This is a genomic window from Kushneria sp. AK178, from assembly GCF_053903105.1.
In genome coordinates, this window is sequence record NZ_CP096381.1 from 3,070,485 (window position 1) to 3,083,294 (window position 12,810).

General features: G+C 61.6%; 15 protein-coding genes. 12 read left to right on the top strand and 3 right to left on the bottom strand.

Annotated elements, in window-relative coordinates:
* Window positions 1–11 precede the first annotated feature (11 nt).
* The 4 genes from M1D97_RS14125 to M1D97_RS14140 all read left to right on the top strand — a co-directional run bounded on the left by M1D97_RS14125 (window position 12) and on the right by M1D97_RS14140 (window position 2,968).
* Entirely contained in the window at window positions 12–593 is a 582-nt protein-coding gene (locus M1D97_RS14125) for a YggT family protein (RefSeq protein ID WP_456268348.1), read from the top strand.
* Between the two features lie 139 nt (window positions 594–732).
* On the top strand, window positions 733–1,899 hold the full coding sequence (metX, locus tag M1D97_RS14130) for a homoserine O-succinyltransferase MetX (RefSeq protein ID WP_456268349.1): 1,167 nt from the start codon (window positions 733–735) through the stop codon (window positions 1,897–1,899).
* Window positions 1,899–2,489: a methionine biosynthesis protein MetW gene (metW, locus tag M1D97_RS14135; protein ID WP_456268350.1), complete on the top strand. Its 591-nt coding sequence runs from the start codon at window positions 1,899–1,901 to the stop codon at window positions 2,487–2,489. Before metX ends, metW begins: the two co-directional genes overlap by 1 nt.
* Before the next feature lie 71 nt (window positions 2,490–2,560).
* Window positions 2,561–2,968, top strand: a complete 408-nt coding sequence (locus M1D97_RS14140) for an acyl-CoA thioesterase (RefSeq protein WP_456268351.1) — start codon at window positions 2,561–2,563, stop codon at window positions 2,966–2,968.
* A gap of 2 nt (window positions 2,969–2,970) precedes the next feature.
* On the opposite strand, the gene sfsA is transcribed toward M1D97_RS14140, so the two are convergent.
* Complete coding sequence (gene sfsA / locus M1D97_RS14145) at window positions 2,971–3,666, bottom strand: DNA/RNA nuclease SfsA (protein WP_456268352.1); 696 nt, start codon at window positions 3,664–3,666, stop codon at window positions 2,971–2,973.
* Between the two features lie 197 nt (window positions 3,667–3,863).
* Here sfsA and dksA point away from each other — a divergent pair, with 197 nt between their 5' ends.
* From dksA to M1D97_RS14185, 8 genes are all read left to right on the top strand, one after another.
* Entirely contained in the window at window positions 3,864–4,295 is a 432-nt protein-coding gene (gene dksA, locus M1D97_RS14150; RefSeq protein ID WP_456268353.1) for an RNA polymerase-binding protein DksA, read from the top strand.
* Window positions 4,296–5,210, top strand: coding sequence for a tRNA glutamyl-Q(34) synthetase GluQRS (gene gluQRS, locus M1D97_RS14155; protein WP_456268354.1), 915 nt, complete (start codon window positions 4,296–4,298; stop codon window positions 5,208–5,210).
* Window positions 5,211–6,128: 918 nt separating this feature from the next.
* Window positions 6,129–7,424, top strand: a complete 1,296-nt coding sequence (gene pcnB / locus M1D97_RS14160; protein WP_456270232.1) for a polynucleotide adenylyltransferase PcnB — start codon at window positions 6,129–6,131, stop codon at window positions 7,422–7,424.
* Window positions 7,421–7,906, top strand: a complete 486-nt coding sequence (gene folK / locus M1D97_RS14165; protein WP_456268355.1) for a 2-amino-4-hydroxy-6-hydroxymethyldihydropteridine diphosphokinase — start codon at window positions 7,421–7,423, stop codon at window positions 7,904–7,906. Before pcnB ends, folK begins: the two co-directional genes overlap by 4 nt.
* A 46-nt stretch (window positions 7,907–7,952) precedes the next feature.
* A complete protein-coding gene (panB, locus tag M1D97_RS14170; RefSeq protein ID WP_456268356.1) occupies window positions 7,953–8,747 on the top strand; it encodes a 3-methyl-2-oxobutanoate hydroxymethyltransferase in 795 nt (264 codons plus the stop codon).
* 14 nt (window positions 8,748–8,761) lie between these two features.
* On the top strand, window positions 8,762–9,607 hold the full coding sequence (gene panC, locus M1D97_RS14175) for a pantoate--beta-alanine ligase (RefSeq protein ID WP_456268357.1): 846 nt from the start codon (window positions 8,762–8,764) through the stop codon (window positions 9,605–9,607).
* A complete protein-coding gene (locus M1D97_RS14180) occupies window positions 9,604–9,819 on the top strand; it encodes a hypothetical protein (RefSeq protein ID WP_456268358.1) in 216 nt (71 codons plus the stop codon). Before panC ends, M1D97_RS14180 begins: the two co-directional genes overlap by 4 nt.
* A 34-nt stretch (window positions 9,820–9,853) precedes the next feature.
* Window positions 9,854–10,084, top strand: coding sequence for a GNAT family N-acetyltransferase (locus tag M1D97_RS14185; protein ID WP_456268359.1), 231 nt, complete (start codon window positions 9,854–9,856; stop codon window positions 10,082–10,084).
* Between the two features lie 106 nt (window positions 10,085–10,190).
* Here M1D97_RS14185 and pnp read toward each other — a convergent pair whose 3' ends face one another.
* Both pnp and rpsO read right to left on the bottom strand, forming a co-directional pair.
* On the bottom strand, window positions 10,191–12,314 hold the full coding sequence (gene pnp, locus M1D97_RS14190) for a polyribonucleotide nucleotidyltransferase (protein WP_456268360.1): 2,124 nt from the start codon (window positions 12,312–12,314) through the stop codon (window positions 10,191–10,193).
* Window positions 12,315–12,465: 151 nt separating this feature from the next.
* On the bottom strand, window positions 12,466–12,735 hold the full coding sequence (gene rpsO / locus M1D97_RS14195) for a 30S ribosomal protein S15 (protein ID WP_090136039.1): 270 nt from the start codon (window positions 12,733–12,735) through the stop codon (window positions 12,466–12,468).
* Window positions 12,736–12,810: the final 75 nt, after the last annotated feature.

A 12,810-nucleotide genomic window follows, 5' to 3' on the forward strand; every position in this document is an offset into this window, starting at 1 on the left:
GGAGAGTCTCCATGGGGAGCGCACTGGGCGACACCGGCATCATGCTGGTCAACACCCTGATCAACCTTTATCTGTTTGTGCTGATGCTGCGCTTTTTGCTGCACGCTTCACGTGCCGACTACTACAACCCCATCAGCCAGGCGATCGTCAAGGCGACCTCGCCGGTGGTGGCCCCCTTGCAGCGCGTATTGAGACCTGCCGGCCCGATCGATATCGCCACACTGGTGGTCGCGCTGATCTTCAAGATGGTGGGCATCGCCCTGATCTGCATGGCCATCTTCGGCTTCCCGCCCATCGGCCTTCTGGTCATTGCGGCGCTGGCCGGCGTGGTCAATGCCATTTTGAAGATCTATTTCTTTGCCCTGATCATCATGATCATCCTGAGCTGGGTGGCCCCCCAGTCCGGCCATCCCGGCGCGCTGCTGGTGTTTCAGATCACCGAGCCCATCATGGCGCCGGTACGACGCGTCATCCCCTCCATCGGCATGATCGACCTCTCTCCCATCGTGGTCTTTTTGCTGATCAACGTGCTCGACAGCTTCCTGGTGGGCTCTCTCAGCCGCGCCGCCGGACCGCTGGCCCCGCTGATATAGCGACCGACAGGCTGTCGTGTCCGGCCACGACAGCCTCCTCACCGACCTCTCGCCCGCCGCCTGCGGCGATATGCTACAGTGCGGCTGCGACGGTGGGTCACGACTTCGGCCTGCCCTGTCTGACCGGATTTGAGTGCTGATGCCCGAGACACTGTCTTCTACGTCGGTTGGCCTGGTAACCCCGCAGGTCGCCCGCTTCGATACGCCCCTGATGCTGGCCTGCGGCCGTGAACTCCCCGCCTTCGAGCTGGTGTATGAGACCTACGGTACGCTCAACGAAACCGCCAGCAATGCGATTCTGATCTGCCATGCCCTGTCAGGGCATCACCACGCGGCCGGCTACCACCATGTGGACGATCGCAAGCCCGGCTGGTGGGATGCCCATATCGGTCCCGGCAAGAGCATCGACACCCGACGCTTTTTTGTCGTGTCGGTCAATAATCTGGGCGGCTGTCACGGCAGTACCGGCCCCTCCAGCGTCAATCCGGCCACCGGCCGCATCTGGGGGCCCGACTTCCCGCTCATGACGGTCATCGACTGGGTCAACAGCCAGGCGATGCTGGCCGACCGGCTGGGCATCCAGCGTTTTGCCGCCGTGGTGGGCGGCAGCCTGGGTGGCATGCAGGTGCTGCAGTGGGCCATGAGCCTGCCCGAACGGGTCGCCAACGCCGCCGTCATTGCCGCCACGCCGCGACTTTCGGCCCAGAACATTGCCTTCAACGAGGTCGCACGCCAGGCCATTCGCTCCGACCCCGAATTCTTTGACGGCTGGTACAGCGAACATCAGACCCTGCCCCGACAGGGGCTGCGACTGGCACGCATGGTTGGCCATATCACCTATCTGTCGGAGCACTCGATGGGCGCCCGGTTCGGGCGTGACCTGCGTACCGACAGCCTCAACTACGGCTATGACGTCGAATTCGAAGTCGAGTCCTATCTGCGCTATCAGGGCGATACCTTCTCGACGCGCTTTGATGCCAACACCTACCTGCTGATGACCAAGGCGCTCGACTATTTCGATCCGGCCGGCGAACATGACGATGACCTGCCCCGGGCGCTGTCGACAGCGACGTGCCGCTTTCTGGTGGTCAGTTTCACCACCGACTGGCGCTTTGCCCCGGCCCGCTCGCGCGAACTGGTCGATGCCCTGCTGCGCGCCGGCAAGCATGTCAGCTATGCCAATATCGACTCCTCCCATGGCCATGATGCCTTTTTGCTGCCCAACGAACGCTATGAAGCCGTGCTGGGCGGTTTCATGACGCGGATCGCCAATGACGTGGAACGTGCCGCCGGAGACAATGCGTAATGCGTGCCGACCTTGCACTGATTTATGACTGGGTGCCCCACGGCGCTCGCGTTCTGGACCTGGGCTGTGGCGATGGCACCCTGCTGGCGGCGCTGGCCGGTCACAAGCAGGTCACGGGCTATGGACTGGAGATCGACAGCGACGGCATTTCGCGCTGCCTTGAAAAGGGGGTGGATGTCATCGAGCAGGATCTGGACCAGGGGCTGGCCAACATTCCCGACGATGCCTTTGATCTGGTGGTCATGACCCAGGCCCTTCAGGTGCTGAGACGTCCCGACCTGATGCTCGATGAGATGCTGCGGGTCGCCCATGAATGCATTATTGCCTTCCCCAACTTTGCCTGGTGGCGTCATCGCCTGTCACTGGGAATCAGGGGCCGCATGCCGGTATCACGCGCCCTGCCGCATGCCTGGTACGACACACCCAACATTCACCTGTCGACCTTTCGGGACTTCGCCGATCTGTGCCGCATGCAGGGGCATACCATTACCGACCGCGCAGTGGGCAACGGCAGCAAGGAAGGACAGTGGCGCCACAGGCGCTGGCCCAACCTGTTCGGCCAGGACGCCATCTTTCGGGTACGCCGCTGAGACACGAGACGCCCAATGTCATAGACTTTGGTATAATGGGTAGATTCTTTGACGCTCAGCGAGGCCTGAACATGAACTTTCATACCCGCAAGTGGATCAAGCCCGAGGACCTCAACCCCAACGGCACGCTTTTCGGCGGCAGCCTTTTGAAATGGATCGACGAAGAAGCCGCCATTTACGCCGTCATTCAGCTGGGCAATTCGCGCGTGGTGACCAAGTACATGTCCTCCATCAACTTTGTCTCCAGCGCGCGTCAGGGCGATATCATCGAGCTGGGCATTACGGCCACCCGGTTCGGCAAGACATCGCTGACCCTGCACTGCGTGGTACGCAACAAGATCACCCATAAAAATCTGCTGACCATCGACGAGATCGTTTTCGTCAACATGGGGGATGACGGCAAACCCGCCGCCCATGGCAAGACCGAGATCACCTATCTGCGCGACCGTGAGCTGGAAGGCCCCGACAGCGTCACCTGAAGCTAATCAAGACGGCGGTAGCGACAGGCCGTGATATGGTCCGGCGTGATGTCACAGCCCAGCATCATGATCTCGACACCGGCCTCGCATGCCGACTCAAGGGTGCGGGCATAGTCGGGGTCCAGATGCGCCGCCGGCCGGACATGGTTGATACCGGTATGAGCGGCCAGAAAGATCAGCACCGCCCGGTCGCCGTTGGCGCGCAGCGCCATCAGGGTGTCCAGATGGCGCCGGCCGCGCGCGCTGACCGAATCCGGAAAGTAGCCACAGCCGTCGGCTTCCTTCAGCGTGACCTGCTTCACTTCCAGCCAGACAGGCGCCTCTCCTTCCGGTGTCAGACAGAAATCGAGCCGTGATGCCCCGGTTTTCACCTCGCGCCGCAGGGTCCAGGGCTTGCGAAACGGCAGCAGTGCGCCGGTTTCCAGCGCTTCCTGTACCAGCGCATTGGCACGCCCGGTATGAATGGACGCCAGCGACCCATCCGGCAGCTCGATCAGCTCCCAGGTCCACGCCAGACGCCGCTTCGGGTTGTCGTGCCAGGAGACCCAGACCCGGCAACCGGGCACGTTGACGGCGCGCATCGACCCCGTATTGGGACAGTGAGCCGTAATGATGCGCCCGTCATCGAGACGAATATCGGCCAGAAAACGCTTATAGCGTGCCACGAGCACGCCGGACCACAACGGCGGCAGCTTCATGTTGTGTCAACCTCGGCCGATATCCTGTTCTGCAGCGTCATGAGGCGGTCTCCGTACCGTCTGACTTTCGTGGAAACCGGGTTGCAATCAACATGGTTTTCCTATAAATAGCACTACCCTGAATCACGCGATGCGGTACTCAAAAAGACGCTTGCGGGCCTACGGCATCGCGCTTACCTGCAGTGAGGCAATTTCCCATGGCAGTAGCCGAGACGCAGTCGCCTGATACCTTCACGCCCTATGAGCCCTCGCCGGGCGAAGCGTACATGAACGAGCAGCAGCTGGCACACTTTCGCCGGATCCTGCTCGGCTGGAAAGCCGACCTGATGGCCGAGGTCGATCGCACCGTACGCCACCTCCAGGAAGATGCCAACAACTACGCCGACCCTGCCGATCGTGCCACGCAGGAAGAAGGCTTCAACCTTGAGCTGCGCACACGCGATCGCGAACGCAAGCTGCTCAAGAAGATCAACGAGACCATCGAAAGAATCGATGACGATGACTACGGCTTCTGCGAGGCCTGTGGCATCGAGATCGGCATCCGCCGTCTGGAAGTCCGCCCCACGGCCACGCTGTGCGTTGACTGCAAGACGCTGTCGGAGCTGAAGGAAAAACAGCTCGGAGGCTGAATGCCGGGCACGACTCGCATTGAACATGGCCCCGCGGTCGTTGGTCGCTTTGCACCGACGCCCTCGGGGCCACTGCATTTCGGATCGCTTCTGGCCGCGCTGGCCAGCTGGCTTGACGTTCGCGCGCGCCGCGGGCGGTGGCTGCTGCGCATCGAGGATATCGACCCGCCCCGCTGCCCGCCCGGTGCCAGCGATACCATTCTTCGGCAGCTCGAAGCCTTCGGGCTTTACCACGACGGCCCCGTTGCTTATCAGCACGACCATGACGGCGACTATCAAAAGGCTCTGGAAACGCTTGTGGCCCGCGGCATGGCCTATCCCTGCAGCTGCACGAGAAAGGAGTGGCAGCACTCGGGCATCTATCCGGGCTGGTGTCGACACGCCCCGCTGCATCCCGAACGGGACTGCGCCTGGCGCTTGCGAACCGATCTCGGTGCCCCCGATATCTGCTGGCAGGATCGCCGGCTGGGCAAACAAAGCTGGTCGCTGCAGGAGCTGGGCGACGTGGTGCTCAAGCGACGCGACGGCCTCTGGGCCTATCAGCTGGCCGTCGTGGTTGACGACGCGCGTCAGGGCGTTACGGATATCGTCCGCGGTGCCGACCTTCTCGACAACACGCCCTGGCAGGTTCGACTGCAGCAGGCGCTGGGCCATTCAACTCCCGACTATCTTCATCTCCCGCTGGTTATTGCCGACAACGGCCAGAAACTGTCCAAGCAGAACCTTGCGCCCGCCCTGCCGCTGCAGGATCACGCCGTGCGCCCGCTGCTGCATGAGGCGCTCACGCTGCTGGGACAGACGCCGGACCCTGCGCTGCGTCATGCCCGGGTCGATGAACAGCTGAAAAACGCCGTCATGCATTGGCAGCCGCACAATCTGTCCCGTCGGAATGTTCAATGCACGACATCAAAGTGACCCATATCGACCATCGTCGTCTTTTTTTACGCCATGTTGCGCGTATGCTGATCCTAGCCAACAAGGACAATGCACCAATAAAAAGCATCTGTGCAGCGTTTTTGCACCTTAAAAGTGCAATAGAGACCGCGAGGCACGCCCTGCGTCAGTGAAGCGGCTCTGCCGTACTATTAAAAAACGCATAAGCACATGAAATAAAAGATTTATTTTTTGGATGGCACGTATTCTGCTCCGACACGACTGACTAAAAAAATAACAGCGATCGTTCGAATCGGCTTCCAACAACAACAATGCCGACTCCCGATCAGACGGCCTTTAACAACAACAATAAAAGGTCTGTCACAAACACGGTGGTTAGTGAGCCGATAACAACAAGGGCTCGACAGCACAAGAGACGTTACAACAACAACAAGCGTCTTTCGCTATCAGAATACGGTGTCACGGCAGCGCTGCATGACAATAACAACACAGCGCTGCGACACTCCGGAACAACAACAATATCGCCGGAGCAGCCCTATGGCTGTCGTCATGGAAGATTGTTTTGAATACGAGATGTTCGCAGCCGTCGGAGCACAACAACAAGAGACCGCGGCAGGTCGCGTTTGGTGAACATGGTACGTATTCAGGGCGATGCGCCATCACGAAGAAAAATCACGATGCAACATGATTGCCGGGGAGACGACATGTCTCCCCGTTTTCATTACTGGAAGCAGCGTTATATGACAGTCTGCTTTGCAAGCTTTTGTTGCTCGGCTACACTGAGCCTCTGATCGGCGTGCCGGCTTTACAGGGCGCGGACAGATCGGAGCTTCATGGCCGATTGATGGATGGTCGGCTCCGGAATTTTCATCAGGTCAACATGGCTTCACCTTGACGCCCACCATTCTTCCGCGTGATCAACATCCCATTTCCCGACGAATGCTCAGCGACAATGCGCTGAAGGTTCTTTATCGTCTCAATCAGGCAGGTTTTGAAGCCTATCTGGTAGGGGGATGTGTCAGAGACTCCCTGCTCGGACAGGTGCCCAAGGATTTCGATGTCGCCACCAGTGCCACACCGGAACAGGTCCGAGGCGTCTTTCGCAACGCCCGCCTGATCGGCCGGCGCTTTCGCATCGTTCATGTCCGCTTTGGTCGCGAGATCATCGAGGTCACCACCTTCCGCGGCGGCCATGACAACGAGCAGGCCGATCGACACTCGCACCAGTCCGAAGAGGGACTGCTCCTGCGTGACAACGTCTGGGGCAGCGTCGACGAAGACGCCCTGCGCCGCGACTTTACGGTCAACGCGCTCTACTACAGCGTCCGCGACTTTGCCATTCATGACTGGACCGGCGGTCTGGAGGATCTCGAACATCGCGTATTGCGCCTGATCGGTAATCCGGACCAGCGCTACCGTGAAGACCCGGTACGCATGCTTCGTGCCGTACGCTTTGCCGCCAAGCTGGACTTTACGCTGGCTGATGAGACCGAAACACCGCTGGCGGCGCTTGCCCCGCTGCTGTTGCAGATTCCACCGGCACGCCTGTTTGAAGAAGTCCTCAAGCTCTTTTTGTCCGGCCACGCCCTGAGTACCTTTCACGGCCTGCGTCGCCATGGCCTTTTCGCCATGCTGTTCCCGGGCACCGAGGAGTCGTTTGCTCAGCTGAGCTGGGCGCAGCCGATGGTCGAACAGGCGCTGATCAATACCGATGAGCGCATTCGTGCCGACAAACCGGTCACCCCTGCCTTTTTGTATGCCGCCCTGCTCTGGCCGGCCACGGTCGCGCAGACCGCCCAGCTGATCGAGGACGAGATCCCGCCGGTCCCGGCGGCGCAGCAGGCTTCCCAGCAGGTCCTCAATCGCCAGCTGCAGCATACCTCCATTCCCAAGCGTTTCAGCCTGCCCATGCGCGAGATCTGGGACATGCAGCTGATGCTGCCGCGCCGGCGCGGCAAGCGGCCCTTTCAGACGCTGGCCCATCAGCGCTTTCGCGCCGCCTATGACTTCCTGCTGCTCAGGGAGTCGGCCGGTGAAATCGACTCGGGCCTGGGGCAGTGGTGGACGCGCTTTCAGGACGCCAGCGAAAGTCAGCAGCGTGAGATGGTACAAAAGGTAGAGCAGGGGCAGGACGACACGGCCATCGACGACGACGCGCCCGAAAGCATGCCCATGCCCTCCCGCAAGCCCAGACGCCGCCGACGACGGCGTCCGCCCCGGGATGATCAGACGTGAGTCATACCGTCTGGATCGGACTGGGCAGCAACCTGGACTCTCCCCATCAACAGGTCCTGACCGCGCTGGAGGGTCTGGCGGGGCTGCCGCTGACCCGGCTCGATGCCCGCTCTTCCCTTTACAGCAGCCGGCCGGTGGGGCCGCAGGATCAGCCCGACTTCGTCAACGCCGTGGCCGTACTGAACACACGGCTGTCGCCGCTTGCCCTGCTGGACCAGCTTCAGGCGCTGGAGCAGCGCCATCGACGCGTGCGAAAGCAGCACTGGGGGCCACGGACGCTGGATCTGGACATGCTGCTGTATGACGACCGGGTACTCGATCTGGCGCGCCTTGTCATCCCTCATCCCCGGCTTGGCGAACGCGCCTTTGTGGTCCAGCCCATGCTGGAGATCGCCCCCGATCTGCGTCTGCCGGGCGAGCAGCCATTGCACCGGCTATCGGCCGCCCGCCCCTCGAATGACTTGAAGCGCCTGGCGCTGTGACCCTAGACTCGAGCAGCCGTATCGGCTGCCGACCGTCGAGGGATGCATGACCCACCCCACTACCATTCAGACACTGAACGAACGTCGTTCACAGGGACAGCCCTTCAGCTGTCTCACCGCCTATGACGCCACCATGGCAACCCTGGCCGCCAATGCCGGCATCGAGGTTTTGTTGATCGGAGACTCGCTGGGCATGGTACTGCAGGGGCATGGCTCCACCCTGCCCGTGACGCTGGACGACATGATCTATCACACCCGCTGTGTGGCACGGGCCGACACGACCAGTCTGATCATGGCGGATCTGCCCTTCATGACCAACACCACGACCACGCAGACACTGCAGGCGGCCGGGCAGCTGATGCAGGCGGGCGCCCACATGGTCAAGATCGAGGGCGAGGCGTGGCTGGCCGAGACAGTAACCGCACTGACACAGCGCGGCGTGCCGGTCTGCGTTCACATGGGATTGACGCCGCAAAGCGTCAACGCACTCGGGGGTTACCGCGTGCAGGGGCGCGACGCGCAGCAGGCCGACGCCATGCTCGACGCCGCCCGAACGCTGGAACAGGCCGGCGCCGCCGTCATTCTGCTGGAGTGCGTCCCTCGTGAACTGGCAGGGCGCCTTCGTGACGCCCTTGAAGTGCCGGTCATCGGCATCGGCGCCGGGCCTGACGTGGATGGCCAGATTCTGGTCATGCACGACATGCTGGGGGCCACCACGAGCCGCCCGCCACGGTTCGTCAAGGATTTCATGGCAGACACCGGCACCATCAGCGGCGCGTTCAAGGCCTATCATGAGGCGGTCACGACACGCCGCTTTCCCGCTACGGAACACTGCTTTTAACATCGGAACAAGGCATGCAAACGTTTGACGATATTCCGGCTCTACAGCGGACCCTGGCCGGCTGGCGGCGCGAGGGACTACGGATGGCGCTGGTGCCCACCATGGGCAATCTCCATGAAGGCCACCTGAGACTGGTCGATGCGGCACGCCAACACGCGGACCGCGTCGTGGCGACCATCTTTGTCAATCCGCTTCAGTTTGGCCCGAACGAGGATCTGGCGCGCTACCCGCGCACTCTGGCGGAGGATCAGCGCCTGCTGGCCGAGCGCGGCTGCGATGTGCTGTTCGCTCCGAGCGTCGACACGCTCTATCCCGAAGGTCAGAGCGGTCTGACGCGGGTCAGCGTACCGCAGGTTTCGGAAGGGCTCTGCGGCGCTCACCGTCCGGGCCACTTCGACGGGGTGGCGACGGTGGTCAGCCTGCTGTTCAATCTGACCCGCCCCGATGTGGCCTGCTTTGGCGAGAAGGATTTTCAGCAGCTGGCCGTCATTCGCAAGCTGGTCCGCGATCAGCACATGCCCATTGATATCGTGGGCGTGCCCATCGCCCGCGACGACGACGGGCTGGCACGTTCATCGCGCAACGGCTATCTGGATCACGACGCGCGAGCGCGGGCCGGTCAGCTGTATCAATGTCTGATCGATAGCGCCCGGCGCCTTGACCACGGGGAAAGCAGCGAAGCGGTGCTGGCACAGGGCCAGCAGCAGCTGGAGAGCGCCGGGTTTCGCCCCGACTATCTGGCGCTTTGTGACGCCATGACCCTGCAGCCCGTCAGCACCTGGCAGCCCGGATCGGTGCTGCTGGTCGCGGCCTGGCTGGGCAATACCCGTCTGATCGATAACCTCCCCTGCCGATCATGATGCTCTGGCGCCCGGCACGTCTCGAGGATGTGAAAACGCTGTCGGACTGGATCGACTCACCCGAGGCACTCGCCCGGTGGGGCGGCCCATCGCTGACATGGCCGGTGATCCCCGAAACGCTGTGGCAGCAGATCGAGGCAGACGCCTTCCCTTCTGCGGCCCTGGAAAACCACGGTACGCTCCAGGCCTTCGGGCAGCTGGCCCCCCCGTGACACGGCTTCGACATGGCATCTGTGTCGGCTGATCGTGGCACCGCACTGCCGGGGTCAGGGGCTGGGCGAGAGGCTCTGTCGCCACCTCATCGAGCAGGCCACCCGGATGGGCGCCACGCAGGTCACGCTCAACGTCGCCATAACCAACGAGCACGCCGTTCGGCTGTATCGGCGCCTCGGCTTCGTCAATGCCGGCCCCGTCAACGATCGCGGCATACAGGCCATGACGCTGTCGCTACAACCCTGCGCTCCCCGCCACTCATGAAAAAGGGCCTGACCCCGGAAGATTCCGGCATCAGGCCCTGCTCTGTCACTGCCGCATGGCACGGCGCCCATTGAACGGACGCCGTGCTGCCGGCAACGCTGAAGACTTACTCTTCCAGCGTTGCTTCGAAAGCAGCCTTTTCTTCTTCGCCGATCTCCTTGATGGACAGCTTGACGCGCCCGCGGTTGTCGATGTCCAGTACCTTGACGGTGACCATCTGGTCCTCGCTGAGGTAGTCGCGAACATCGTTGACGCGCTCGGGAACGATCTGGGAGATGTGGACCAGCCCATCGGTGCCCGGCATGAAGTTGACGAAGGCCCCAAAGTCGGCAATACGGACAACCTTGCCGCGATAGAGCTTGCCGACCTCGGCTTCAGCCGTGATGCCGAGCACGGTATCCATCGCCTTCTGGGCGCCGGCCTTGGTCTCGGCGTAGATGCGCACGCTGCCGTCATCGTCGATATCGATCGAGGCGCCGGTATCTTCACAGATCTGGCGAATGGTGGCGCCGCCCTTGCCGATCACATCACGGATCTTTTCGGGGTCGATCTTGAGACGCGCCATGGTGGGCGCATGCTCGGCCACTTCGCCGCGGCTCTGCGCGATCACGCGATTCATTTCGCCCAGGATATGCTGACGGGCATGGAAGGCCTGCTCCAGCGCCTTTTCCATGATCTCTTCATTGATCCCTTCGATCTTGATGTCCATCTGCAGCGCCGTGATGCCCTCGGCGGAGCCGGCCACCTTGAAGTCCATGTCACCGAGGTGATCCTCATCACCCAGGATATCGGTCAGCACGGCGAAGCGATCATCTTCCTTGACCAGCCCCATGGCGATACCGGCCACCGGGGCCTTCAGCGGCACACCGGCATCCATCAGGGCCAGCGAGGAGCCGCAGACGGAAGCCATCGAGCTGGAACCGTTGGACTCGGTAATTTCGGAGACCACGCGGATCGAATAGGGGAAATCATCGGCAGACGGCAGCATGGCGGAAACGCCACGGCGTGCCAGACGACCGTGGCCGATTTCACGACGCTTGGGAGAGCCGATGAAGCCGGCCTCGCCCACGCTGTAGGGCGGGAAGTTGTAATGCAGCATGAAACGGTCGTGGCGCTCACCGTCCAGGCCTTCGACCATCTGCGCATCGCGAGTGGTGCCCAGGGTCGTGGTCACGATCGCCTGGGTTTCGCCGCGGGTAAAGATGGCGGAACCATGCGTGCGCGGCAGTGCGCCCACTTCGATGTCCAGCGCCCGAACGGTAGAGTGATCACGACCGTCGATACGCGGCTCACCGCTGAGCACGCGCTCTCGCACGATACGCTTTTCGAGCCTGGCAAAGCCGTTGCTGATGTCTTCATCGCTGTAGAGCGCGGCGTCACCCTCGGCAAGCTGGGCCTTCGCCTGCGCCTTGAGTTCGTTCAGACGATCCTGGCGCGCCATCTTGTCGGTAATCCGATAGGCCTCGCCGATGCCCGCTTCATAGCCGCTGGCCAGCGCGTCCTTGAGCGCCGAATTCTCGGCCTGCGGCTGCCAGTCCCATTTGGCCTTGCCGCCTTCATTCACGAATTCGTTGATGGCCCTGATGGCTGTCTGCATCTCTTCGTGGGCAAAGAGCACGGCACCGAGCATTTCATCCTCGGACAGCTCCTTCGCCTCGGACTCGACCATCAGCACGGCCTTCTCGGTACCGGCGACGACCATGTCGAGTTCGGAGCCCTGCAGCTCTTCCTGAGAAGGGTTGATGAAATAGCCTCGCTCATTGGTGAAGGCCACGCGCGCCGCGCCGATCGGCCCGGCAAAGGGAACGCCGGAGATGGCCAGCGCCGCCGAGGTGCCCAGCATGGCAGCGATGTCGGGATCCTGATGGCGCTCGGCCGAAAGGACCGTGCAGACCACCTGGACCTCGTTCATGAAGCCCTTGGGAAACAGCGGACGGATCGGGCGATCGATCAGGCGCGAGGTGAGCGTTTCCTTTTCACTGGGACGCCCTTCACGCTTGAAAAAGCCGCCGGGGATCTTGCCGACCGAATAGGTCTTTTCCTGATAGTGCACGGACAGCGGGAAGAAATCCTGCCCGGGCTTGATGTCCTTTCTGGCCACGACCGTACACAGCACCACCGTGTTGTCCATGGTGACCAGTACACTGCCGGTAGCCTGACGGGCCAGACGGCCGGTCTCCAGCGTGACGCTGTGATTGCCGTATTGAAATGTCTTTTTTACCGCGTTCAATGCGTTGTCCTTTTCTCGTAAACCATTCATCCGCTTCGATGTCATCTTAAAATCAAACGCCCCGGGTGTCACTCTTGCGCCGGGCCATAACAAAAACAGGCGGCTCCCGATCGGGAGCCGCCTGTCAGTGTCTACCGGAAAAGTGACGCAATCAGCGACGCAGACCCAGACGAGAGATGATCTGCTGATAGCGATCAAAATTCTTGCGCTTGAGGTAATCCAGCAGCTTGCGGCGCTGGTTGACCATGCGGATCAGACCACGACGCGAGTGGTGATCCTGCTTGTGATCCTTGAAGTGGCTCTGCAGCGTGACGATGTTGTCCGTCAGCAGGGCGATCTGAACTTCCGGCGACCCGGTATCGTTGTCGCCAGTACCGAATTCCTTGACGATTTCGGCCTTGCGTTCGGCAGTCAGTGCCATGTTACTTCTCCAGTCCAATATGCCTGAGCATTGATAAGTGTCGAAGACCACGCATATTTGCAGTCTTCGCGAAAA

Coding starts and splice junctions, on each gene's coding strand:
- M1D97_RS14125 (WP_456268348.1), top strand. CDS start 12: ATGGGGAGCGCACTGGGCGACACCGGCATCATGCTGGTCAACACCCTG.
- metX (WP_456268349.1), top strand. CDS start 733: ATGCCCGAGACACTGTCTTCTACGTCGGTTGGCCTGGTAACCCCGCAG.
- metW (WP_456268350.1), top strand. CDS start 1,899: ATGCGTGCCGACCTTGCACTGATTTATGACTGGGTGCCCCACGGCGCT.
- M1D97_RS14140 (WP_456268351.1), top strand. CDS start 2,561: ATGAACTTTCATACCCGCAAGTGGATCAAGCCCGAGGACCTCAACCCC.
- sfsA (WP_456268352.1), bottom strand. CDS start 3,666: ATGAAGCTGCCGCCGTTGTGGTCCGGCGTGCTCGTGGCACGCTATAAG.
- dksA (WP_456268353.1), top strand. CDS start 3,864: ATGGCAGTAGCCGAGACGCAGTCGCCTGATACCTTCACGCCCTATGAG.
- gluQRS (WP_456268354.1), top strand. CDS start 4,296: ATGCCGGGCACGACTCGCATTGAACATGGCCCCGCGGTCGTTGGTCGC.
- pcnB (WP_456270232.1), top strand. CDS start 6,129: ATGCTCAGCGACAATGCGCTGAAGGTTCTTTATCGTCTCAATCAGGCA.
- panB (WP_456268356.1), top strand. CDS start 7,953: ATGACCCACCCCACTACCATTCAGACACTGAACGAACGTCGTTCACAG.
- panC (WP_456268357.1), top strand. CDS start 8,762: ATGCAAACGTTTGACGATATTCCGGCTCTACAGCGGACCCTGGCCGGC.
- M1D97_RS14180 (WP_456268358.1), top strand. CDS start 9,604: ATGATGCTCTGGCGCCCGGCACGTCTCGAGGATGTGAAAACGCTGTCG.
- rpsO (WP_090136039.1), bottom strand. CDS start 12,735: ATGGCACTGACTGCCGAACGCAAGGCCGAAATCGTCAAGGAATTCGGT.